We start from the raw sequence: 23,269 nt of genomic DNA, 5'->3' as shown, positions 1-23,269 counted from the left end.
ATTACAATGACAATACCTGACGAAAAGGGTAATATTCTATAGGTATTACGAAAAAACGTGCCGAAAGGCGATTAAAATTACGAATTTAGGGTTCCGAAACAATAGACAAATCCACCTTGGTAATGGTCTGTTGTTTATTTACTTTCATTATACAATTGATTTTACAAATACAAAACACATGAGTAATAACGCCGAAAAACTAAAAGCCTTGCAGCTTACCATTGATAAGCTAGAGAAAACTTACGGGAAAGGCACCGTAATGAAGCTTAGTGATAATAAAGTGGTAGATATACCTGCCATCTCTACTGGTTCATTGGGTTTGGATATTGCCTTGGGCGTAGGAGGGATACCTCGGGGCCGTGTTATAGAAATCTACGGACCAGAGTCTTCGGGAAAAACTACGCTGACTTTACATTGCATCGCTGAAGCCCAAAAGGCAGGTGGCTTAGCAGCATTCATTGACGCGGAACATGCTTTTGATAAAAGCTATGCGGAGAAATTGGGGATCGATACAGAGAATCTTCTGATTTCCCAGCCGGACAATGGTGAACAGGCTCTTGAGATTGCTGAGCATTTGATCCGTTCTGGCGCGATTGATATCATCGTGATAGACTCTGTGGCAGCTTTGGTGCCAAAAGGCGAACTGGAAGGCGATATGGGAGATAGCAAGATGGGCTTGCAGGCTCGTCTGATGTCCCAAGCTTTGCGAAAGCTCACTGGAGCTATCAACAAGACTGGCTGTTCCTGTATTTTCATCAACCAGCTTCGTGAGAAAATCGGCGTGATGTTCGGTAATCCTGAGACGACGACTGGTGGTAATGCACTAAAATTCTATGCTTCTGTCCGACTTGATATTCGGAGAATTGGCCAGATCAAAGAAAGTGCTGACAATATTCTGGGTAATAGAACTAAGGTGAAGGTGGTGAAAAATAAAGTTGCTCCTCCGTTTAAAGTGGTAGAGTTTGATATCATGTATGGGCAAGGAATCTCCAAAGTAGGGGAGGTCATTGACCTAGGCGTGGAACTGGATATCATCAAGAAGGCAGGCTCCTGGTTCTCTTACAATGGAGAAAAGCTTGGTCAAGGTAGAGAGTCTGTGAAAACGCTGCTTTTGGATAATCCTGAATTGATGGAAGAACTGGAAGTGAAGATCAAAGCTGCCTCAGGTTTGTCAAAAGGTGCTAGTCCAAGTGAAGTAGTGGTCGAGGAATAACTCCTGTCACTTTTAAACAAAAAAAAGCGGTTGCCAATATTTTGCAACCGCTTTTTTTTGGATGAACCTATTATGTCGTCCGGATTGCTTCTACCGGGTCCATTCTTGCTGCTAAAGTCGCTGGGACAATTCCTGAAACTACTCCGATAATAGTAGAGACTCCAAGTCCCAGTATAATGTTGCCGATGGATAGTATGATTTCTAAAGTGCCCAATTGGATGAAGGTTAGGAAATAGACAATAATTATCCCCGTTATTCCACCAATCAAACTGAGGCATATGGATTCAAATAGAAACTGGAACAGTATAAAGTAATTTTTTGCTCCCAATGACTTTTGAATACCAATAATATTAGTTCTCTCTCGAACAGATACAAACATAATATTAGCAATACCGAATCCGCCTACAAGAATTGAAAATCCGCCTATTACCCAGCCTGCAATAGAAATGACATCAAATACAGAACCAATGGCATTTTGAATAAACTCAGTTTTGTTCAAAGCGAAATTGTTTTCATCTCTTGGTTTCAGACCTCTTTTTGCTCGAAGCAATCCAGTCAATTCGTTTTCTAGAGCGACTAGTCCTATATCTTCTTCCAAGCCTTTAACCGCGATTTCCGGCTCAAGGCCGTTTCTACCGGTGTAGTACATTTTGCTGAAAGCGCCATAAGGAATCAGGCAGGCTTCATCCTTGGAAGCACCACCAAATAATCCCTCTCCCTCTTCCTCAAACACACCGATTACGGTGAATTTCATCCCCCTGATTTTAATGGGTTTCCCAAGTACTTCTTGTTGAGGATAAAGAGTGTTTGCAATTTCCCTGCCTATGATAGCTAAGTTTCTGGAGGCATTGATTTCTGAGGCGGTAAAATACCTTCCTTCCTCTATAGAAAGTTCATACACATCCTGGTAGGTGTAAACGGCGCCGGTGAGAGCCATGCCTTGGTAAGCATTACTTCCGGCTTTTACAGTAGTAGATGCAGATGCTGAGATCGTTACTGCCTCCGCGGAGGTTAGTCTATCCTGAAGAAATTCATATTCGTCCAAGGTTCCTGGGGGTCTTCTGAAATATTTCCACCAAGGATAGTCCTGTGGGCCGCTGGCAAAGGGGAATCTATCCACCCGCATGACATTTGTGCCTAAAAATGAAAAGGAAGATTTGATATTATTTTCTAAGGAATCAACTAATGTGAAAACCGCAATGATGGCGAAAATACCAATCGTAACCCCCAGAAGGGATAAAATAGTGCGTGTAAGATTAGTTTTTAGTGCTGCAATCGCGAAGCGAAAACTTTCCCATGAGAGTTTGAAAAAGAGCATGCGTGTCTAGTTGGTTTAAAACAATTTGTCAAGTTAGCTGAAATTGCCTGATTTTGTTAGTATCTTTGCATTTTTTAGAGTTATTCTAAATCACTCAAGACATCTAAAACTTACATATGAAATTATCTGATTTCAAATTTGACGTTCCTAAGAAACTAGTAGCTCATTATCCAGCAGCCAATCGGGATGAATCCAGGCTGATGGTTGTTCATCGAAAAACTGGTGAAATTGAGCACAGAGTTTTCAAAGATATTATAGAATACTTTGGTGAAGGTGATGTATTCGTTACCAATGATACCAAAGTATTTCCTGCTAGACTTTATGGAAACAAAGAGAAAACCGGTGCTGAAATCGAAGTTTTTCTCTTGAGAGAGTTAAATGCGGAATTGAAACTTTGGGACGTGTTGGTAGATCCGGCCCGTAAAATCAGAGTAGGCAACAAGCTTTATTTCGGAGATTCTGATCTGGTAGCTGAGGTGATTGATAATACCACTTCTCGTGGACGTACGATTCGCTTCCTATTTGATGGTACTGAAGAAGAATTTCATAAGACTATTGATACCCTAGGTGAAACACCCCTTTTGAAGGAATTTATTGAGCGTAAAGTAGAGGCTGAAGATAAAGAAAGGTATCAGACGGTTTTTGCAAAAAACGTAGGAGCAGTAGCAGCACCCACTGCAGGACTTCATTTTACCCCACATTTGTTAAAAAGACTTGAACTTCAAGGTGTGGATGTGACTCCTATTACACTTCATGTGGGGCTGGGAACTTTCCGTCAGGTGGACGTAGAAGATCTTACCAAGCACAAAATGGATTCGGAGAATTATGAAATCCCTACTGGAACGGTGAATTTGGTCAATAAATCTCTGGATGCTAAAAAGCGTGTGGTGGCAGTAGGTACCACAGCATTGAAAACGATAGAATCATCAGTGACAGCGAATGGTCGTCTGAAAGAGAGCAGCGGTTGGACAGATAAGTTTATCATCCCACCCTACGAGTTTAAGATTGCAAATTCACTGATCACCAATTTCCATTTACCTGAATCTACTTTGCTGATGACAGCAGCAGCATTCGGAGGATATGATTTGGTGATGAAAGCATACAAAGAAGCCATCAAAGAAAAATATCGATTCTTCTCATACGGAGACGCGATGTTGATCCTTTAATACTGAAAGCTCCGAAAGGAGCTTTTTTTATGTTCACACAGATATAACTTTACAGTAAAATCAGAGCAGAATCGAATCTTTACTTTTGCCGAAAATTAATATGACCAAAAAAGCTGCAATCCTGGTAGCAGGAGGAAGAGGAAGTAGAATGGGCGGGCCAGTGGCCAAGCAATATTTGCCTGTAGCCGGAGAGCCTGTATTGATGCGCACACTATCTGTTTTTTATCATGTTGATCCCGCTATCGATTTAATTCTGGTTTTGCCTCAGAATGATTTTTTATACTGGAAGGAATTGTGCAAAGATTATCAATTCACTATTCCTCATCGCCTTGTCGCTGGGGGCAATTCTAGATTTCAGTCTGTTAGAAATGGTTTGAATTCCCTAAAACCTGAGACAGAATTGGTTGCCATCCATGATGGAGTCAGGCCATTTGTGAAGCAAGAAGTGATTGAGGAAAGTTTTGAAGTAGCTGCCCGCGCGGGTAGTGCGATCGCGGTGATTGCATTGAAAGATTCTATCCGAAAACTGAGGGACGACGGGAAGTCGTTTTATGAAGAACGTCAATATTTTCGCTTGGTACAGACTCCGCAGACTTTTCTGGTAGAGAAAATCAAGAAGGCATTTGCCGTCACAGAACTTCAGCAATTTACCGATGATGCTACCGTCTATGAAAATCAAGGCTGGCAAGTGACCTTGATCTCAGGAAATGCTGAGAATATCAAGATCACCACTCCGGAGGATATGGATTATGCGGAATTCATTGCGGCTAAGCAATTGTCAGATCGGTAAGATTTCTGACTGAATTTTTACCGACTTTTTAGCGGCCTTCACCGACTTTTAGGTTGAACTGACCTTTTTCGTATTTCAGGAATTAGGGTGTCAGTGTACATTCGATCATCTTTTAAATTAAACAGATGAACTGATGAAAAGAAATCGCATAAACAACAATGATGGAGGAATGATCTTCGGATTTATAATCCTCGCTGTAGGTGTCCTGATTCTACTTAGAAAGCTCGACGTATTTTACCCGGACTGGCTACTTTCCTGGCCAATGATTTTGATTGCCGTCGGGGTGATTACCCTGGTTAAGCATGAGTTTAAAAGCCTCTTTGGGCTACTTATGCTAGGTTTGGGAGTCTTCTTTTTGCTGGAGCAGGAATTTGATTTCCATTTTGGTCTGCAGCGATTTGTATTCCCCATCGCACTGATAATGCTAGGAGTGTATTTAATTACCAAAAAACGAAAAGAACAGCAGGTGCTTGAAGATATTCAGGAAAAAATCCGGAATAAGTCCACACTTTCCTCTGCCGCTAATCCGGAGCCTAAACTGGGTGAAGAGTACAATAAGGGCGAAAAGTCCGGCTTTTCCAGTCAATACACCAGCTCAAAATCCTATTCTGGAATGTCGGGTATCTCAGGAACTAGCTATTCTGATACAGTGTCTATTGATTCTATCATGAGTGGTATCAATAAAAGGATGTTGACAAAGAATTTCCAAGGCGGGAAATTGACCGCTGCTTTTGGTGGCATCGACCTGGATCTCACGCAATCCGATTTCTCTGGAATGGTGAACCTGCAAGTGGATGTGATCTTTGGGGGAATAAAACTGGTGGTGCCTCCACATTGGGATGTCCGTGTGGAAGTGACCAATATAGCCGCGGGAGTGGAGGACAAACGTGTCTATCGTCAATCAGAAGTAGATCAAGATAAAGTTCTAGTGATACGGGGAACTGTTTTCTTCGGAGGTTTGGAAATCAAATCATATTAACGAAATTCCTTATTCAAACCCCCTGACTGTTGTTTTCCAAAGCATTTTCTAACCCATCTAAAGGTAATTGGATCGTCCAGGGAGCCGGAGTAATCTGGTTCCTTGGCTCCTTTGGTCTGCTTATCTACTATGGGATAAACCAATCAACAGCGATTGTAGATGCCTTGATTTTTGCTTTGATTTTTGTCCTTGGAGTGAATATCATCGATCGTACATTCGATTTCTACGTTCCCACAGGACGCAACAACGGGATGCTTTTGGTTTTTCCATTACTCTTTAGTTGGGCAGCAATTTACTTCCACTACCAGCTTTTGAAGTGGATTTTTGATGAAGATGAACTCTATCTGCTTTTTCTTCGGGAGCACCTACTTCTACGCTGGACGATAATAGGAATAGCTGAGATTTTTGTAGCGATTTTGGCTTTGGCAGTATCCAAACTTGAGGAGCAGAAGGAGGTCAAAGTCAGGGAAACGATGATGAATGAGCTTTCACGGGAAGCAGAATTGACTCAACTACGCCAACAGCTTCAGCCTCATTTTCTTTTCAATAGTCTGAATTCGATCAGTGCGCTGACTGTCTCCCAGCCTCAAAAGGCCAGAGAAATGGTGCTGCAGCTTTCGGATTTTCTGCGAGGAACCATCAGGAAGGATCATCAGCATTGGGTTAGTCTGGAAGAGGAATTGAGTTATCTGAAAATGTACCTGGACATAGAGCGTGTGAGATTTGGGCATAGACTGGAGGTGGTGTTTGATTTGGAAGAAGAAGTCCAACATATGCGTCTGCCACAATTATTGATTCAGCCACTGCTCGAAAATGCCATAAAACACGGGCTGTATGGGATCACAGAAGATGTTAAGATAGTAGTTAGGGCCTACAAAGAGCAAAACTATTTAATACTGAAAATCAACAATCCTTTTGATCCGGAAACTTCAGCACCGAAAGGAACAGGTTTTGGATTGAGTTCAGTGGATCGGCGGTTGTTTTTGCTTTTTGGCAGAAAAGACCTTTTGGAATACACTGCTATAGACGCACTTTTTACAGTAAGTTTAAAAATACCCCAGCAAAAATGATCAAAACTTTAATCATAGATGACGAGCCTCTGGCGGCGAGTATTTTGCAGGAATTTTTGGAAAAATTCTCTCAGTTTGAGTTGGTGGGAGTTTGTCAAAATGGATTTCAGGGACTCAAAGCCATACAAGAGCACAATCCGGATTTGATTTTTCTTGACGTACAGATGCCCAAAATCACAGGTTTCGAAATGCTGGAATTGTTAGACGAGCCACCCGCAGTGATCTTTACCACGGCTTTTGACCAGTATGCGCTAAGTGCGTTTGATGCCAAGGCAATTGATTACTTGCTCAAGCCATTTTCGCAGGAGAGGTTTTCGCAGGCAATAGAACGCTTTTTAGCGCAGCAAAATGGGAAAGAAGAATCAAATCAGAAGCTGAATGAACTGGCTGAGAAACGAAATCGGTTGGTAGTCAGAGTAAAGAATGAGATCAAAATCATTCCAACCCATGAAGTGAGTTTCTTTGAAGCTGAGGACGATTACATCGCTATTCATACTGGTGATGGGAAATACCTCAAAAAAATGACGATGAAATCACTAGAAGAGGCACTGGATCCTGTCAAGTTTGTCCGAGTGCACAGATCCTACTTGATCAACTTGAACGAAATCACCAAAATAGAGCCTTATGAGCGGGAAAACTACTTGGTCTTGCTGCGCGGTGGGGAAAAAGTCCCTGTAAGTAAGACTGGGTATTCAAGGCTGAGGCAGGTGCTTGGGCTGTAGAAGGCGAAAGTAAACAGTTGTCAGTCGCAGGATTTAGTCTGAGCTGGACTCGTCTTGACTCTAGATTCTAAAATCTAACCTCTTATATCTAACGTCTTAAATCTTCTGTCTTCAACTTCCTTCCCACCTAAAATTCCAAAAAACCATCAATGTGTTCATTTACGCACACTTTTCTATATTATTTCTCTGTTAAGACCGAATATTGTTCGTTGTTGAGACGTAGGAAACTTTGGTGTTGGCTAAAGTTTCCATAGTTTTGCGAACTGAAAATCAATGCGATTGGAGTAGATGAGAGAGAAGATTATAGAGATAGCCAGTGAGCAGTTTAGCCTGTATGGGGTGAGGACTATTACTATGGAGGATATTGCACGATTGGCAGGTGTGTCAAAAAAGACCATTTACCAAGAATTTAAAGACAAGAAGGAACTTGTAAAGGAGGCATTCTCTATGTCTTTGAAGCAAGATCAACATCGTCTGGAGGAAATAATGGATGTAGAAGATGGGGTAATTGAGCATTTGCTACATACCTCCAAGATGGTAAGAGAGCGCTTGGCTACCTTGAATCCCATGGTTTTGCTTGAGATCCAAAAGTACTTCCCGGAAGTGTGGGAGATGTTTACTGAATTTAAAGAAAAAGTAATTGTGACAGATATCGTCAATGTCATTGAGAAAGGCAAAAGACTTGGTTACTTTCGTCCTGAAATAAATGCCAAGATCCTGGCAATTATGCGAGTAAACCAAATCACTGCAGCTATGAATCCAGCTAATTTTGACAAAGAAGTGGATAATATAGTCACCTTACATATGTCCATGATGGATCATTTCTTACATGGGATTTTCACCGAAAAGGGGAGGCAGGCTTATTTTGAAAAACAAAATGCCAATTAATTCACCTTTTGAACACCCAAACTAAACTAACATAGCATAGATCCTTTTTAGAATTATATCATGTTTAAATCAACGTATTATTTACTGACGTTTTTAGCCTTGGGCTTATTCAAGCTAGAGGCAGATGCGCAAGAAATTCCGCCTACTGAAACCCTTCAGCTTAACCTCAAGGAGACCCTGGAGTTTGCCTTGGAAAACAATGTGGATGCCAAAAATGCCCGGTTGGAAATCCTGGTTTCTGAGACTACGATAAAAGAAGAGACTGCTGCGGGACTTCCTCAGGTCAATGGATCTTTTGGTTTGAACTACAACCCGTTGGTTCAGGTGATGTTTGTTCCAAATGAAGGCCCTTTTGCTGATCCTAATAACCCTTCTGATGTTGTGCCACTTCGTTTCGGGGTGAGATATAATAGTAATTTGGGAGTCACTGTAAGCCAGATGATTTTTGACGGCTCGTTTTTCATCGGTTTGCGCGCAGCGAAGACCTATAAAGCATTGACGGAGTTTGACAGGGTGAAAGTAGAGAATGATGTAATTGAGAATGTGAAGAAGGCCTATTTTGGAGTGCTGGTAAATGCCGAACGGATCAAGCTTTCGGAAGCTAACCTATCGAGGATTGATTCCCTGCTCGAAGAGACTACAGCGATGTATGAGGCTGGGTTTTCGGAGAAGTTAGATGTGTCGCGTATTAAGGTGCAGCGCAATAATACTTATTCTCAGTATGAGCGAAGCAGAACAGCTTATGAGATTTCCAAAGAGCTATTGAAAATCCAGATGGGGCTTCCTGAGCAATATGATATCGTCATCACCGAGACACTTCGTGAGTTGAATCCTGAGCAGGAATTAAGAGATCTTCTGGCTCAGGAAGGGGTGAATAGAGTGGAAATGGATCAATTGAACACCAATATAGAATTGACAGAATTAGACCTGAAAAACAATACCGTGCAGTACATGCCCACCTTGGATTTCAACGGTAGTTTCTCTCGTTCTGGAGCTGGGGATTCTTTTAGTACCACGTTTGACAGTCAAAACTGGTTTAGTTCATCCATGCTTGGGATCGCATTGAACATTCCGATTTTTGATGGTTTCTCGAAAAGTGCCAGGATCCAACGCAACAGATTGCAGCTACGGCAGCTTGAAAATCAGCGCTTCTTTTTAGATCAGAATATTGAGCTGGAAATCTTTCAGGCTAAACAAAATCTAGCGAATGACCTAAAAGTTCTATTGGTACAGCGAGAGAGCATGGAATTGGCTCAGGAAGTCTATGACATGTCTAGAATTAAATACAACGAAGGTGTAGGGTCCAACTTCGAAGTGGTGGAGGCTGACTCCGATCTGATTGAAGCTGAGATCAACTACCTGAGTGCGTTATATGATGGGCTGATTTCCAAAATAGATTTGGAGAAAGCCTTAGGCATCATATACGATGAACTAGCAAAACCTTCATTACCTACTAGATAATCTTTACTACCACTGGTCAAACTACCTCGAAATCTAGTCCAAGGAAACCGTCTCAAACTGGGATGATTGTACAACTAGAGATTTTATTAGCTCAAAAATGACACGAAATACTATGAAAGCAATCTATAAATTTTTACCCCTCGCAGTTCTTGTATTTGCAGCTGCCTGTGCCACTGACGATAGTGTGGAGGCCAAAAAAGCTGAGTTGGAAAAGCTTAAAGCTGAATCGCAGGAAATAAATACCCAAATCACCGAGCTTGAGGCGGAGCTGGTGCAGCTTGATCCAGAGTTTGCCAAGCAGAATCAGAAGTCTCTTTTGATCACCACCGTGAAAGCCCAGAAGGGGGAGTTTGAGCACTATGTGGAAGTGACTGGTTCTGTGCTTTCTAAGAAAAATGTGATCATAAGTTCAGAGACCGTGGGAAGGATTTTGGAGATTCCGGTCAATGAGGGGCAGGTAGTGCCTAAGGGTGCTGTCATGGCTAGATTGGACGCAGAGTCCATTCAGAACAGCATCGATGAACTTCAGAATTCCCTAGATCTGGCTACTACACTTTTTGAGAAGCAGGAGCGTCTTTGGAATCAGCAGATCGGCACAGAAGTGCAGTATTTAGAAGCTAAAAACAGAAAGGAAGGCCTGGAGAGAAATCTTGCCTCTGCCCGCACCAATTTGGATAAAACCATAGTTAGAGCACCGTTTTCAGGCACTATTGAATCTGTGGAAGTAAGGTTAGGCGAGTTGGTTCAGCCAGGCATGTCCATGTTCCAGTTTGTAGGAGAAAGTGACCTGTTTATAGAAGCGGATATTTCTGAGAGTTATGTAGGAGTCTTGGAAAAAGGCGATTCGGTAAATGTGAATTTCCCATCAATCAATAAGGATCTGAGTACACGAGTATCTTCAGTGGGAGCGATAATCAATCCTGACAACAGAACGTTCAAAGTAGAGGTGTTTTTACCAAACCTTCCCATGGTTAAGCCTAATATGATCTCAGTATTGAAGATTCAGGATTACGAAAACCCAGAAGCTGTTACCATACCTAGTCATTTGATTTTAAGTGACAACAGAGGCGATTATGTCTTTGCTGTGGTAGAAGGTAAGGCAAAGAAGACTTACGTTACCAGGGGGAAGACATTTGAGAGGCAAACGGAAATACTGGAAGGTCTTACAGGTACAGAAACTTTGGTAGATAAGGGATTCCGTGAGGTAGGGGATAATTTCAACGTGAATATAGCTCAGCAGTAAAAAGATGTCAGAAATTCAAAAGCAACAAAAAACACGGGAATTTGGATTGTCCAGCATGTCTGTGGACAATTCTACTTCTGTGGTAATACTCACCCTGATCATCACTGTTTTAGGTCTGAGTGCTTACCGTAATATGCCGAAGGAGAGTTTTCCGGAAATTGTCATTCCTACAGTATATGTGGGAACGCCCTATCCAGGCAACTCTCCGGTGGATATGGAGAACCTCATCACCAGGCCAATTGAGAAGGAGCTGAAGTCTATCAATGATGTGAAAGATATCACTTCCACCTCGGTACAGGATTTTTCATCCATTGTAGTAGAGTTCAATCCCGGCGTGGAGATATCCAAAGCAATACAGGATGTAAAAGATGCAGTGGATAAATCCAAGAGCGAGCTGCCTACGGACTTGGATCAGGACCCAAATGTATTGGAGGTAAATACTTCCGATTTCCCGATAATGAATGTGAATATTTCGGGGGATTACTCGGAGGCAGAACTGAAGAAATTCGGGGAATACCTAGAGGATGAGATTGAAAAACTAGCGGAAATATCGAAGGCTGATCTAGCTGGGACAGTAGAGCGGGAAATACAGATCAATGCCGATCCTTACAAAATGGAATCCACCGGCGTTACTTTCAATGATATCGCCCAGGCGGTACAGACAGAAAATGTGACTATTTCCGGAGGTAATATTCGTACTGGGGAGTTTCAACGTACCCTGCGGGTTGACGGTGAATTCTCCGACCCTATGGATCTACTCAATATCATCGTAAAAACTGATAATCAGAAAATTGTCTATCTGCGTGATGTAGCTGAGGTGAAAGATACTTACAAAGAGAGAAGCAGCTACGCACGCAGCAAAAACCTCCCTGTGGTAACCATTAACGTGGTCAAAAGAAGCGGGGAAAACCTGCTCAATGCAGCCGACAAAATCAAGGAGATTATAGACAAAACGAAAGCTAACCGTTTCCCTCCTGACCTGGAGATTTCCATCACCAATGATCAGTCCAAGGCTACTAGACTTCAGGTAAGTGACTTGGAAAACTCGATCATTTTTGGGGTAATTCTCGTAGTGCTGGTATTGATGTTTTTCTTGGGATTCAGAAATGCCCTTTTTGTAGGTATTGCTATTCCCTTGTCGATGTTCATATCATTTTTGATACTGAATGCATTTGGGATCACGCTGAATCTGATGGTGCTTTTCTCTCTGATTCTTGCATTGGGTATGCTGGTGGATAACGGAATCGTGGTGGTGGAGAATATTTACCGCTTGATGTCCGAGGGAAAAGATGCCGTGCAGGCAGCCAAGGAAGGTGTGGGAGAGGTAGCCTGGCCTATTATTACCTCTACGGCAACTACATTGGCGGCGTTTCTTCCGCTGGCTTTCTGGCAGGATACGGTTGGGGAGTTTATGAAATTCTTGCCGATTACCCTCATCATCGTACTTTCTTCCTCACTTTTTGTGGCTTTGGTGATCAACCCTGTGTTGACCGCGATGTTCATGAAAGTGGAGGATGTGACGAAAAATAAGCCAAAGCAAAAATCCATTATCATAGCTGGGGTATTTCTGATTCTTTCCACGATTTTTTATCTGGTAGGATTGACGGCTTTCGGTACATTGATGTTGGTGGCATGCCTCCTGACTTTCTTCAATACCTTTGTTTTGCGAAAAGCTATCCGCTGGTTTCAGACTGTCTTTTTGGTCAATCTTGAGAATAGATATGAGTCCATTTTGAAATATGCACTTAGTGACAAAAGACCATACTTCTTTGTTGGGGGCACAGTTTTGCTTTTATTCTTATCTCTGGTTTTACTTGGCGTAAGAGCACCTAAAGTACTGTTCTTCCCAGACAATCAGCCTCAATTGGTGAACGTATTTATAGAATTTCCGATAGGAACAGACATAGAAGCAACCAATGAATTTGTGGATGGAATGGAAGATGAGCTGATGGTAGCTCTGGATGATTATAAAAACATCCTAGAATCGGTCATTACTCAAGTGGGCGAAGGCACGGGAGATCCTTTGGAGGGGCCAAGCAATCAGCCAACTCCCCATAAAGCAAAAATCACTATTGGTTTTGTTGATTACATCGACAGGCAAGGCATTAATACCAATGGGGCTATGGAAGAAATCCGCCAACTGGTAGAGAAGTACCCTGGCGTCTTGATCACCGTGGATAAGCAGCGAAACGGCCCACCTACTGGCAGGGCTGTCAATCTGGAATTTGTTGGGGAAGACTATGAGCAGCTGATCGCCTTTACCAACAAAACCCGCGAGTATCTGGTCAATCAAAATATTGCAGGAATTGAAGAGTTGAAGTCAGACCTTTCTCTGGGTAATCCTGAGGTGATTTTGGATATAGACAGAGAGAAAGCCAGAAGATTTGGACTTTCTACCTCAGAGATTGCCACTGATCTGAGGACGGCGCTTTTTGGTTTGGAAGTTTCTAAGTATAAAGAAGGGGAGGACGACTATCCGATTCAGTTGAGATTGAAAGAAGGATTCAGATACGATATCAATACCTTGGTAAACAAGAAAATAGGTTTTCGGGATAAATTTGGTACGAAGCGCGAAGTGCCGATTTCTGCTGTTGCCGATGTGCAGTATGGCTCGACTTACGGTTCGGTGAAAAGAAAGGATCTGGAGAAGGCAATCACGGTTTACTCGAATGTACTGGACGGGTTCAACCCCACCGAAGTCAATGCCAAAATCCAGCAGGCCTTGCAATCATGGGAAGTGCCTGATGGCATCTCGGTGAAATATACCGGTGAGCAGGAGGAGCAGCAGAAATCTATGGACTTCCTAATGGGTGCATTGGGGATAGCTGTAGCCTTGATTTTCCTGATTATTGTAGCTCAATTTAACTCTGTGACCACTCCATTTATTATCATGGCATCAGTAGTCTTGAGTACGATCGGTGTATTCTTGGGACTGGTGATTTTCAATATGGATTTTGTGGTGATTATGACAGGAATAGGCATCATCTCCCTTGCTGGTGTGGTAGTGAATAATGCGATTGTACTGATAGATTATACTAATCTTGTTCGTGAGCGGAAAAGAGAAGAGCTGGGACTAGGGCCTAAGGAGCGATTAGAATTCTCGTTACTCATCTCCAGTATCGTGGAGTCAGGTAAGACCAGATTACGCCCTGTGTTACTTACAGCTATCACCACGGTACTTGGATTGATCCCTTTGGCGATCGGGATGAATATTAATTTCGGGTCTTTACTGAGTTCGTTTGACCCGCAATTCTATGTAGGAGGTGACAATGCCGCGTTCTGGGGACCTATGGCCTGGACAGTAATATTTGGGTTAACCTTTGCTACCTTCCTTACGTTAATCATCGTACCAGTCATGTATTTATTGGCAGATAAACTCTCTTTGAGAATCAGCAAATTAAAATCTTGATTGGATTAAGGTTGGTGGTTTTTTTTGTTAAAACCTCCGGGGCAATGTCTCGGAGGTTTTTTGTATTAATACAGGCGAATCTTCTCTTTAAAGCACGGAATTTGTAAGTTCGCCATCCCGAAATTATACGAGTACAATGGAAGAATTAAAGTGGTTTGTGATGTACACAACTTCGCGATCAGAGAAGAAGGTAGCGGATCGATTGATAGAGAAGGGTTTTGAAGTTTACTTGCCTATGATAGAGGAGCTTCGTCAGTGGTCAGATCGAAAAAAGAAAGTGAAGCGGGCGATGTTTAATGGGTATGTTTTTGTGAAAACCCGTAGAAATCAACTTTGGGAATGCTTGCAGGTTCCCGGCGCAGTTAAGTTTGTGCATTTTTCAGGGCAGCATGCGACTGTACGTGAAGAGGATTTGGAAATCATCAAACGTGTAGTGGAAACGGGAGTGAGTGTGGAATCAGATGGATCTACTATAGATCCTGGGGAAAAAGTAAAGGTAATCGGTGGGCCGCTTCAGCATATGACCGGTGAGGTAATAGAAAAGGGGAATCAGGATTACTTTATGATCAGAATTCCAGGAATCTACCAAAACCTGCTAATCTCAGTTCCGAGGAAATTCTTAGAAGTAATCAGTTAATACTTTTAGTATGATCCCAACTAAAGCTTAAAATTAGAAAGCTGTAGTAAGATTATTAATCCGCTGAGTGGTGTGAAATCAGTCTTTGAACTGAGAGAAAAAATATCTTCTATAGACGATTTGTCCTTGTACTAAATGGTCTCCAAATTTATTGAAACCTACATTTCCGTCTAGATTATCTGTGAAAGTGGCGAGCATGGTACCTTCTAGCGCGATGTCAGAAAATGGCCCAAGAGTATAGCTAATTCCACCTCTAATTGGGATATAACCAGTGGTGATTTTTTCTTGGGTAGGTATCTCGTCCTCGCTGAAGGATTTGGTTTGATCGGTGCTTGCATGCATCACTCCAAGTCCTAGTCCGATGTAAAAATTGAACAAACTTCTATTCATGTGATTTCCAAAAGGTACTACATACATACTCGGCATGATGTCAAAATAGTAAGCAGATCCAACCGCTGTAAATGAAGCATTGTTAGCCGCCCACATGTTTGTAACTTGAGTGCTTGGGTCGCCACCACTAGAGATCCACTGCGCCCCAGCTGTCGCCCTAATTTCAAATCTATCCGTTAGTCTTTTGGTCAGGGAAGCAGAGATGGATGGCTTTATTTCAAAATTTATCGCTCGATATTGTCCTCCATTATCTAAATAGGCGAAGGAGGGTCCGATTCCTATACTGACAATATTATCTCGTGATTGCTTCTCTTTATAGAAACTTTGAGCAGACAGATTCATGCTTGCGTAAATAAAAAAAAGAAGGGTAGAGAGTTTGAAGAGAGTTGACATAATAATAGATCCTATATAAGTAAAATGACCTTAGGGTAGGACTTGATTGCAAATTTGGCAACAAATATGCCAATCCCCTGTATGGAATTATATTTAAAACAGAGAAAAGCCAAAAAAAGTATAGAATGAAAATTATTTTAAGCCCCTTCGAATGCTTTTTTAATGTCTTCTTCTGTGGTTTTCAACTTGCTTCTACAAGATTTTACTAGCTCAGCAGCTTCCTTTACCAATTCAGAAAGTTCGTCAACACTCTTCTTTCCTTCTTCTAGTTCGGCCAATATTGTCTCCAATCGGCTCATCGCTTCATTGTACTTTAGTTCGCTCATTTTTCCTCAATTTGTGTAATTGTGCTACTGATTTTTTGCTTGGAAGTATGCGTCTGCAATTCATCTCCAAGTTGGATTTTTGCAGTATTAATTGGCTTTCCGTTTATTTCTGTTCGTGTGTAGCCTCTGGCTAAAATAGCTGTTGGATTCAGCTGGCGAAGTAATGATTCCTTTGAGTCTAGATTTTGACTTTGCTTTTGCAAAAAGCTATCCAATCCTCGTTTCAAATTTTTCTCAAGAGAATCCAAGGCATTTTCCTGAATCTGCAAGATGTTTTTGCCAGAAATCCGAATTCTGTTGATGGAGGAATTTAATTTCTCAGCTTCCAGTTTGAGGCGACTTTCTGATAGTGCTTTGACTTGATGGGCTATTTGATGTATCCTAGTTTGCTCTTCACTTAGTTTTTGACGGGTAGCCCGATCTAGTCGAAGCATAGCCAAGCCAAGATTTTCTTCAAACTCCCGAAAACCAGATAGTAAAAATTCAGCAACTGCCGTCGGAGTTTTGAGTTTGGTGTGTGCTACTAAATCTGCAATGCTCTCATCCCGCTCATGTCCGATTCCCGTGAGAACTGGCAAAGGAAAATTGGCTATTTTGGCAGCAAGTCTATAATCATCAAAGCAATCCAAGTCCAATTGGGCACCACCGCCGCGTATTAACACCACGGCTTCTACTCCCAATTCCTCTTTTACAGCATCTATTTCTTCCAAACTTCTGGTCAAGGATGCTACTGCTTCATTTCCCTGCATTGCTGAAGGAAATAGCTTGTGATAAACTTGGTACCCGTAGGCGTTATTTTCCAATTGATTGACAAAGTCACCGTATCCGGCCGCAGTTGGACTACTGATAATTGCGATTTTCTGTATGACTGCTGGAAGTAGATGTCTGGCATTTAGCCTAATTATGCCTTCTGTCGTCAGTCTATCTATGGTTTCCTGGCGAATTCTCGCTCTTTCCCCTAATGAAAAAGAGGGATCGATATCCTTTACATTGATGCTTAGGCCATAGACTGGATGAAAATTGACAGCTACCTGTGCGAGTACTTTCATGCCGTTTTTGATGCTGGATCCTGTGATGGATTCAAATCTTGCTGCTACAGCTCTGTAGGCAAATGACCAAAGATTGGCTTTAATCTTAGCCTGAACCTGATTTCCCTGCTTTTCTACCAGTTCAAAATAGGCATGACCTTGAGGTGCTTGACGGAAATCTGCAATTTCACCAATCACCCAAATCACCGGATCTAATTCCGTCTCCAAGGCCTGTTGGATCAGCCGGTTGAGTTCGGATATGGACCTGGCATTTTGCATGCTTACTTCAGTTTTTGGAATTCAGCTTTGATCTTTTGGTTCAGCGTTAGGCTGGCACGAAGCATAGGAAGTCTCACTTGGTCATCACAGATTCCCATGTGGCAAAGCAAGTTTTTGATCCCTACAGGATTGCTTTCTTCATACATTAGGCCGTTCATAGGCAATAGGGAGAATGCCGCTTGCAGACTTTCTTCTTCTGAGCCATGGCACAAGGCTTTGAATGTAGCAGGAAGTGCATTTGCCATCACAGAGATAATTCCCGATCCACCAATGCTATACAAAGCTTTGGTCATCAAGTCATCACCAGAAACCAGCAAGAAATCTTTCGGCATTTTCGCAGCGATCTGCATGCACTGTTCTAAGTTTCCACTTGCCTCTTTCATTCCGATAATATTAGAATGTTCAGCAAGGCTCAAGGTAGTTTCTGCAGTGATATTAGACATAGTTCTGCCCGGAATATTGTAAAGAATTACCGGCACTGGACATGCATCGGCAATCGCTTTGTAATGAGCAATTATCCCAGCTTGGGTAGGCTTATTATAGTATGGACTTACTGAAAGAATAGCAGTGATACCTGAGAAATCTGTGTTTGCAATATCACTTAAAACGGACATGGTATTGTTTCCTCCCATACCGTAAACTACCGGCACACGTCCCGCATTATATTCCAAACATGCAGTTAACACTTGTTTTTTCTCAGCAGATGAAAGAGTTACTGTTTCTCCAGTAGTCCCCAAAACCACCAAATAATCCACTCCACCGTCGATTACATGATCGATAAGACGTTTTAGGCCTTCGAAATCAATAGAGTAATCATCATGAAATGGGGTGACAAGGGCTACGCCGGTTCCTTTAAGTTGCTGCATTGTTATAAGGTTTGGGAGGCTAAAGATAATGGGATGATAGGAATTGACATTCTGTTTTTGGAAAAAAAGGGGTTTCCAGAATTCAGTCACAGTTACCAGTCGCAGTTTTTGGAGATCGCCACTGAGACTGGCACAGATTACCGAAAGCCCTACCCGCCTATAATCTTCAAAAATTCCTCTTCTGAAATCATTGGAACGCCGAGCTTTTGTGCCTTTTCCTTTTTGCTAGGACCCATGTCTTCACCTTCGATGATAAAATCCAGATTTTTGGAAACAGAAGAGATGTATTGTCCACCATGAGCGATGACAGCATCTTTGATCTCGTCCCGTTTGAAATGCAACAGTTTGCCACTGGCCAAAATCCGCTTTCCTTCCAGGGAATTACCAAGTTGTCTGGACTCAGATTCGTCCACTTCGAATTTCAGTCCGAAGCCTTTCAGTCTCGCGATGATCTCTTTGTTTTTTGGCTGAGCAAAAAAGTCATGAATAGAATGTACCAATGTTTCGCCCACGCCATTGATATCAAGTAATTGTTCTGAAGTAGCCGCCTCTAGTTTTGCTATGGTTCCAAAATGTCTGGCAAGTAGTTGGGCAGTGTTCTCTCCAATATTTCTTATGCCTAATGCGAATAGCACTTTTTCGAAGGGTTGGTTTTTTGAAGCGGCAATTCCTTCCATCATGTTTTTGATGACACCATCTTGGAAGGTGTTGGCTTTGAGTTTTTTGATTCGATCTGTTAACTCTTGGTTGAGGTCTGGGTTGAGCTTAAGCAAAATACCGTGAACGGTTCCTTCCTTTTTACTGACCTCCAGCACCTGTTGGAAATCCACTTTTCTGCTTAGAAAAAGATCCAGAACTACAGCTACTGGGACGTAATCTTCGAGTTTGGGAAGGTTGTGATCTTTGAGATTCGAAATCAGGTAATCAATCATTGCCGTATTGGAGGGTACTTTTTTCTTCCATTTTCTGATTTGCTCCTGAAAAGCACGAAGTGTTTCTGCTAAAGGCAGTGCAGCCTTCTCGATCAAGAAATCATGAATCTGCTTGAAGGAAATTTGCTCGGTTAAAGCAAATAAAGCCTTTTCTAAAGTGATATAAAGAATACCATCTCCTTCGGTCTCGTATTGATCTTGAGACATCTCTAGACCAAGCAATTCCTCTTTTCTACTTTCCAACTCATAAATATCTGCTGGATCAGTAATGAAGCCTTGATCGATGAGTGCTCTGATCCGCTCCGTGCCCATGGAGTCGATGTCCATCGCTCTCTTGGATACAAAATGTTCTATTCTTCCCAGCACCTGCGGTGGGCAGGTTTCCGCATTTGGACAGTAGTGCTTGGCTTCAGATTCTTTGCGCTCTAGTTCGGTTCCACATTCTGGACAATGGGTGATGTAGGCAATAGGTTTTGCTTCCGTATTTCTTCTTTCGGGATTAACTGCAGTGATTTTGGGAATGATTTCTCCCCCTTTTTCCACGAAGACAAAATCACCCTCATGCATATCCAAGCGCTCAATTTCATTTGCATTGTGAAGAGAAGCGCGTTTCACCGTGGTGCCAGCCAAACTCACTGGAGAGAGGTTCGCAACTGGGGTGATCGCGCCAGTTCGCCCAACTTGATAAGTCACAGACAGGAGCTCGGTTTCAGCGCTTTCTGCTTTGTATTTATACGCAATCGCCCATCGGGGATTCTTAGCGGTAAAGCCCAGTTCCTCGCGTTGATCGTAATTATTGACCTTTAAAACCACTCCGTCAGTATCGACCGGAAGTGAAAAACGCTTTTCTTTCCAGTCCTCTATATATTGGATTACCTCCTGAATGTTTTCAACTTTTCTATACGTTTGGGAGACATTGAATCCCCATTTTTCTATCAGTGAAATAGCTTCTGAATGAGTTTGAACACCGATGTCATCTCCGAGTAATTGATAAAAATAGCAATTCAATCTACGCTTAGCGACTACCGAGGAATCCTGCATTTTCAGTGTTCCAGAAGCTGCATTTCGGGGATTTGCCAGAAGTGCAGCTCCTGCTTCTTCTCGCTCAGCGTTGATTTTTAAGAATTCTTTTAGGGGCAAAAATATTTCTCCCCGTACTTCGAAATTTGCAGGAATGTTGTCTCCTTTGATGTAAAGAGGGATGTTTCGGATCGTTCTTACATTCTCAGTGACGTCATCGCCCCGATACCCATCGCCTCGGGTGACAGCTCGGACCAATCGGCCATTTTCATAGACCAGGGAGATGGCCACACCATCGAATTTCATTTCGCAGAAGTACTCGAAATTGGTATGACCAAGGCCTTTGACTACGCGCTCATCGAAGGCGATCAGCTCTTCTACTGAATAGGTGTTTCCCAGGGAAAGCATTTTAGTGCTATGCTCCACGGTTTGAAACTCCTTAGTGATTGTGCCGCCTACACGCTGGCTTGGGCTGTCAGGGTCGAGTAAATCAGGGAAGCTGGTTTCTAAAGCAATCAGTTCCTCCAAAAGCTTATCGAACTCAAAGTCAGAGATCTCAGGATTACTTTCCTGATAATACAGGTTGTTGTGGTGGTTTATTTCCTGGCTCAGTTGGGCAATTCGCTTTTCGGCTTCCTGTGGATTCATGGGCTTTGTAGAAAAATTAGGGCTTGTAAAAATAATAGATACTTACCGCAAAGTCACAGAGATAAAGAAGAAAGGAAGGAAGAGAATTTAGAATTTACAGCAAAGTTGCAAAGTGAAGCAAAGAAAGGCTTAGGAGTTGCTGCCTAAAAAATATTTATTAAAAAGGATGTAGTTTAAAAAAAGGTTCTACCACGAATTTGATGAGGATATGGCCAAATTAGTCAGATCAACAGAAATAATCTCAAATGGAGTAACCGCGATTTAATCCTTGAACTCCTTTATCGGAATAGTATTTTTATACATACAGGGATCTATGTTTTCCACTAACTTAAGGGTAGAACCATAATTGAAATATTAAGTGATGAAGTGTTATTTATTCACCACCAATTTCTCATCTGCTTCATATTGATGCAAAAAATCTGGGCAAAAATCAAAATCATTTGGCCAGTAAATCCCCCTGCCATTTTCATACAGGCTGACTTTTTGAAAAAAGGCATGATCAGAAAGTGGTTTACTTAAATCGTCATTTCCTATAAAAGAATCAAAATCAATAGTTTTTTCAGAGCCATCACTGAAGTTGAAGTGGATCTTTTTGTCTCCTTTTAAGCGGTAGTTGGTTATACTTATCATGGCTATACTGTTTTAATCTAAAGGTTCAATTTTGTCCAATGGTTCACGATCAGTAGCTTTTTGCCAATTATTCATCAATTCATCCCGGTGCTCAATTGCCCATTCAATGGCCAATGTTTTTGCTCTTTTTGGCAGGTGACCTTCCAATATTTCTAAAGTCTTAATATCAACTAGAGCTTCATCGTCTTGGTATATCACATGAAAGTGCGGAGGATTATGATCGTTATAAAACATCCTGATGATAATTCCATAGAACCTGCTTATTTCCGGCATTGGTTAGGAGGATTTATTCGTTTTTATAGCCTAGGGCATTCCGATTTGAACATTGATTTAGCTGTTAGCTGAATCTAAAATAAGAATTTCGTCAAAATGAATCGTTTATTTATGAGTATTTTCTTTAATCTTCGAACCTCAGCAATTCCTCTCTGCAGGTCGTCATCCCTCCAAATCCCATAAGCTTTCGAATTCAAATTAATACCTCAAATCGCTGCACCTTTGCTTCGCCGCGTGAAACAAGTTTAACTCGAAACAGGATTAACCTGAAGTTGCCCACCTAATGCTTTTAAGACTTTCACTACGGTAGAGAATTGAGTTTTGGCACCTTCTGAAAGTGCTTTGTAAAGACTTGGCCTACTAAGCCCTGTTTCTTCAGCTATTTTGTCATTCCGATTGCCTTTGCTACATGGCCAATCGCATTTATCACATCAGCATTATCGCCTTCTTCTAAAGCAGTATTAAGATATTCGGCTATCATTTCTTTACTGTCCAAATAATCAGCTATGTCAAATTTTGAAGTGTCCATATTGTCATTTTCAACAAGATTACAAAATAATCAATTTCCTTCTTTCATATGATTATGATTTGATTTTTAAAGGCCATATGGAATCTCGCAGCGTTTATAATCATGCCAGTGTGTGACTTTTTAGTCATGCTCGATTTCATGTTTTGATGTTTGAATAATTTCTTGAGAAGATGCCATTTCATATGGTGCCTTAGCAGGAGACTTTTTTTGCCCAATCCTTCAAGGTTAGAAAATTCTTGAAATGTTAATCTGCTACGCCGCTGCGTCGCCGCGAGCCAAACCAAATACTGGGATTCCACTCCAATTATTCTAATTGTTTATCCTCTCATTATTTTAAATCTTTGCATTCTGTTTATCCCCACTTCCCAATGCCCAATAAAGCCAATATAGAAAGCAAGATTCTAGATGCTGCGTACAAACTTTTTCTAGAGAAGGGCTATCGTCATACGACTATGGATGATATCTCGCAGTTGCTGGGGATGAGCAAAAAAACACTTTACAAGTATTTTCCGGGCAAGTTTGAATTGCTGGCGGCTTCTTTTGAGGTGACCAAAACCAAGCTCACGGCCAAATTGGAGGCGATTGTGGAGAATCGATATATTTCCTTTCCGCTAAAACTCAAATCTACTTTAACTGTGATGGCTTCCTTGCTTGGGCCAATTAACCCAGAGCTTTTCGAAGACTTGCGGGAGCATGCTCCGGAAATCTGGGAGGGGTTAGAGCAATATATCAATGAATCTGCCTATACTCGTTTCAAACAATTATTGGATCAGGGGATAAAAGAAGGCTTGGTCAATCCATCCGTAAATGTAAGTTTGGTGGTGATGCTTTATGCGGCAGCTGTAAAATCTCTTATGGATCCCAAATTCATAGGACAGTTTCCAGAGACTCTTCAAAAAGGAATGAAAGTTCCGCCTGCCGATATCTATGATCAGGCAATTACTATTATATACAATGGCATTTTGACAGAGGAAGCCCGCAATGAATTTGCGAATGCCTAAGGCTTGCTTTGCCTGATTTCCCTATCTTTGCGCCCTGATCCTGCATCGAATTTTATAT

General features: G+C 41.9%; 20 protein-coding genes and 1 pseudogene. 12 read left to right on the top strand and 9 right to left on the bottom strand.

What is annotated here, in order from left to right:
* The first annotated feature begins 178 nt into the window (after positions 1–178).
* Complete coding sequence (gene recA / locus BM386_RS19840; RefSeq protein ID WP_091697408.1) at positions 179–1,213, top strand: recombinase RecA; 1,035 nt, start codon at positions 179–181, stop codon at positions 1,211–1,213.
* A 70-nt stretch (positions 1,214–1,283) separates the two neighbouring features.
* Here recA and BM386_RS19835 read toward each other — a convergent pair whose 3' ends face one another.
* Entirely contained in the window at positions 1,284–2,531 is a 1,248-nt protein-coding gene (locus BM386_RS19835) for an ABC transporter permease (protein ID WP_091697407.1), read from the bottom strand.
* Positions 2,532–2,647: 116 nt separating this feature from the next.
* Between BM386_RS19835 and queA the strand changes: the two genes are divergently transcribed.
* The 10 genes from queA to BM386_RS19785 all read left to right on the top strand — a co-directional run bounded on the left by queA (position 2,648) and on the right by BM386_RS19785 (position 14,896).
* Positions 2,648–3,697: a tRNA preQ1(34) S-adenosylmethionine ribosyltransferase-isomerase QueA gene (gene queA, locus BM386_RS19830; protein ID WP_091697405.1), complete on the top strand. Its 1,050-nt coding sequence runs from the start codon at positions 2,648–2,650 to the stop codon at positions 3,695–3,697.
* Between the two features lie 100 nt (positions 3,698–3,797).
* On the top strand, positions 3,798–4,487 hold the full coding sequence (locus BM386_RS19825; RefSeq protein ID WP_091697404.1) for a 2-C-methyl-D-erythritol 4-phosphate cytidylyltransferase: 690 nt from the start codon (positions 3,798–3,800) through the stop codon (positions 4,485–4,487).
* A gap of 133 nt (positions 4,488–4,620) precedes the next feature.
* Entirely contained in the window at positions 4,621–5,466 is an 846-nt protein-coding gene (locus tag BM386_RS19820) for a LiaF transmembrane domain-containing protein (protein ID WP_091697402.1), read from the top strand.
* Positions 5,467–5,495: 29 nt separating this feature from the next.
* Complete coding sequence (locus BM386_RS19815) at positions 5,496–6,536, top strand: sensor histidine kinase (protein WP_244545579.1); 1,041 nt, start codon at positions 5,496–5,498, stop codon at positions 6,534–6,536.
* Positions 6,533–7,258 carry a LytR/AlgR family response regulator transcription factor gene (locus tag BM386_RS19810; RefSeq protein WP_091697401.1) on the top strand — a complete coding sequence of 242 codons (726 nt, stop codon included), beginning with the start codon at positions 6,533–6,535 and terminating at the stop codon, positions 7,256–7,258. Before BM386_RS19815 ends, BM386_RS19810 begins: the two co-directional genes overlap by 4 nt.
* A gap of 288 nt (positions 7,259–7,546) precedes the next feature.
* Positions 7,547–8,146 carry a TetR/AcrR family transcriptional regulator gene (locus BM386_RS19805; protein ID WP_170857136.1) on the top strand — a complete coding sequence of 200 codons (600 nt, stop codon included), beginning with the start codon at positions 7,547–7,549 and terminating at the stop codon, positions 8,144–8,146.
* Between the two features lie 60 nt (positions 8,147–8,206).
* Positions 8,207–9,607, top strand: coding sequence for a TolC family protein (locus BM386_RS19800; protein WP_091697399.1), 1,401 nt, complete (start codon positions 8,207–8,209; stop codon positions 9,605–9,607).
* Positions 9,608–9,719: 112 nt separating this feature from the next.
* Positions 9,720–10,850, top strand: a complete 1,131-nt coding sequence (locus BM386_RS19795; RefSeq protein WP_091697398.1) for an efflux RND transporter periplasmic adaptor subunit — start codon at positions 9,720–9,722, stop codon at positions 10,848–10,850.
* A gap of 4 nt (positions 10,851–10,854) precedes the next feature.
* A complete protein-coding gene (locus BM386_RS19790) occupies positions 10,855–14,259 on the top strand; it encodes an efflux RND transporter permease subunit (RefSeq protein ID WP_091697396.1) in 3,405 nt (1,134 codons plus the stop codon).
* A gap of 136 nt (positions 14,260–14,395) precedes the next feature.
* Complete coding sequence (locus tag BM386_RS19785; RefSeq protein WP_091697395.1) at positions 14,396–14,896, top strand: UpxY family transcription antiterminator; 501 nt, start codon at positions 14,396–14,398, stop codon at positions 14,894–14,896.
* 78 nt (positions 14,897–14,974) lie between these two features.
* Here the strand turns inward: BM386_RS19785 and BM386_RS19780 are convergent, their stop codons facing one another.
* From BM386_RS19780 to BM386_RS24055, 8 genes and pseudogenes are all read right to left on the bottom strand, one after another.
* Positions 14,975–15,628, bottom strand: coding sequence for a hypothetical protein (locus BM386_RS19780; protein ID WP_244545578.1), 654 nt, complete (start codon positions 15,626–15,628; stop codon positions 14,975–14,977).
* Between the two features lie 188 nt (positions 15,629–15,816).
* On the bottom strand, positions 15,817–16,005 hold the full coding sequence (xseB, locus tag BM386_RS19775; protein ID WP_086543450.1) for an exodeoxyribonuclease VII small subunit: 189 nt from the start codon (positions 16,003–16,005) through the stop codon (positions 15,817–15,819).
* Positions 16,002–17,312: an exodeoxyribonuclease VII large subunit gene (gene xseA / locus BM386_RS19770; RefSeq protein ID WP_091697391.1), complete on the bottom strand. Its 1,311-nt coding sequence runs from the start codon at positions 17,310–17,312 to the stop codon at positions 16,002–16,004. The genes xseB and xseA overlap by 4 nt, the downstream gene beginning before the upstream one ends.
* 2 nt (positions 17,313–17,314) lie before the next feature.
* Positions 17,315–18,178, bottom strand: coding sequence for a 4-hydroxy-tetrahydrodipicolinate synthase (gene dapA / locus BM386_RS19765; protein ID WP_091697389.1), 864 nt, complete (start codon positions 18,176–18,178; stop codon positions 17,315–17,317).
* 149 nt (positions 18,179–18,327) lie between these two features.
* Entirely contained in the window at positions 18,328–20,778 is a 2,451-nt protein-coding gene (ligA, locus tag BM386_RS19760) for an NAD-dependent DNA ligase LigA (protein ID WP_091697388.1), read from the bottom strand.
* Positions 20,779–21,147: 369 nt separating this feature from the next.
* The gene (locus tag BM386_RS19755; RefSeq protein WP_091697386.1) at positions 21,148–21,408 is read right to left on the bottom strand and encodes a DUF2442 domain-containing protein; all 261 of its coding nucleotides are present in this window, start codon (positions 21,406–21,408) and stop codon (positions 21,148–21,150) included.
* 12 nt (positions 21,409–21,420) lie between these two features.
* Positions 21,421–21,681, bottom strand: coding sequence for a DUF4160 domain-containing protein (locus BM386_RS19750; protein ID WP_091697384.1), 261 nt, complete (start codon positions 21,679–21,681; stop codon positions 21,421–21,423).
* Between the two features lie 245 nt (positions 21,682–21,926).
* Positions 21,927–22,162 (bottom strand): annotated as a pseudogene (locus BM386_RS24055) (addiction module antidote protein).
* A gap of 416 nt (positions 22,163–22,578) precedes the next feature.
* Between BM386_RS24055 and BM386_RS19735 the strand changes: the two are divergent.
* Positions 22,579–23,211, top strand: coding sequence for a TetR/AcrR family transcriptional regulator (locus tag BM386_RS19735; RefSeq protein ID WP_091697381.1), 633 nt, complete (start codon positions 22,579–22,581; stop codon positions 23,209–23,211).
* Positions 23,212–23,269: the final 58 nt, after the last annotated feature.

It is taken from the genome of Algoriphagus locisalis (genome assembly GCF_900116615.1).
GTDB lineage: Bacteria > Bacteroidota > Bacteroidia > Cytophagales > Cyclobacteriaceae > Algoriphagus > Algoriphagus locisalis.
This window is presented reverse-complemented; position numbering and strand designations above follow the sequence as displayed.

What these genes read in the sequence shown, in the direction of transcription:
- recA (WP_091697408.1), top strand. Translation starts at nt 179, where the DNA reads ATGAGTAATAACGCCGAAAAACTAAAAGCCTTGCAGCTTACCATTGAT.
- BM386_RS19835 (WP_091697407.1), bottom strand. Translation starts at nt 2,531, where the DNA reads ATGCTCTTTTTCAAACTCTCATGGGAAAGTTTTCGCTTCGCGATTGCA.
- queA (WP_091697405.1), top strand. Translation starts at nt 2,648, where the DNA reads ATGAAATTATCTGATTTCAAATTTGACGTTCCTAAGAAACTAGTAGCT.
- BM386_RS19825 (WP_091697404.1), top strand. Translation starts at nt 3,798, where the DNA reads ATGACCAAAAAAGCTGCAATCCTGGTAGCAGGAGGAAGAGGAAGTAGA.
- BM386_RS19820 (WP_091697402.1), top strand. Translation starts at nt 4,621, where the DNA reads ATGAAAAGAAATCGCATAAACAACAATGATGGAGGAATGATCTTCGGA.
- BM386_RS19810 (WP_091697401.1), top strand. Translation starts at nt 6,533, where the DNA reads ATGATCAAAACTTTAATCATAGATGACGAGCCTCTGGCGGCGAGTATT.
- BM386_RS19805 (WP_170857136.1), top strand. Translation starts at nt 7,547, where the DNA reads ATGAGAGAGAAGATTATAGAGATAGCCAGTGAGCAGTTTAGCCTGTAT.
- BM386_RS19800 (WP_091697399.1), top strand. Translation starts at nt 8,207, where the DNA reads ATGTTTAAATCAACGTATTATTTACTGACGTTTTTAGCCTTGGGCTTA.
- BM386_RS19795 (WP_091697398.1), top strand. Translation starts at nt 9,720, where the DNA reads ATGAAAGCAATCTATAAATTTTTACCCCTCGCAGTTCTTGTATTTGCA.
- BM386_RS19790 (WP_091697396.1), top strand. Translation starts at nt 10,855, where the DNA reads ATGTCAGAAATTCAAAAGCAACAAAAAACACGGGAATTTGGATTGTCC.
- BM386_RS19785 (WP_091697395.1), top strand. Translation starts at nt 14,396, where the DNA reads ATGGAAGAATTAAAGTGGTTTGTGATGTACACAACTTCGCGATCAGAG.
- BM386_RS19780 (WP_244545578.1), bottom strand. Translation starts at nt 15,628, where the DNA reads ATGAATCTGTCTGCTCAAAGTTTCTATAAAGAGAAGCAATCACGAGAT.
- xseB (WP_086543450.1), bottom strand. Translation starts at nt 16,005, where the DNA reads ATGAGCGAACTAAAGTACAATGAAGCGATGAGCCGATTGGAGACAATA.
- xseA (WP_091697391.1), bottom strand. Translation starts at nt 17,312, where the DNA reads ATGCAAAATGCCAGGTCCATATCCGAACTCAACCGGCTGATCCAACAG.
- dapA (WP_091697389.1), bottom strand. Translation starts at nt 18,178, where the DNA reads ATGCAGCAACTTAAAGGAACCGGCGTAGCCCTTGTCACCCCATTTCAT.
- ligA (WP_091697388.1), bottom strand. Translation starts at nt 20,778, where the DNA reads ATGAATCCACAGGAAGCCGAAAAGCGAATTGCCCAACTGAGCCAGGAA.
- BM386_RS19755 (WP_091697386.1), bottom strand. Translation starts at nt 21,408, where the DNA reads ATGATAAGTATAACCAACTACCGCTTAAAAGGAGACAAAAAGATCCAC.
- BM386_RS19750 (WP_091697384.1), bottom strand. Translation starts at nt 21,681, where the DNA reads ATGCCGGAAATAAGCAGGTTCTATGGAATTATCATCAGGATGTTTTAT.
- BM386_RS19735 (WP_091697381.1), top strand. Translation starts at nt 22,579, where the DNA reads ATGCCCAATAAAGCCAATATAGAAAGCAAGATTCTAGATGCTGCGTAC.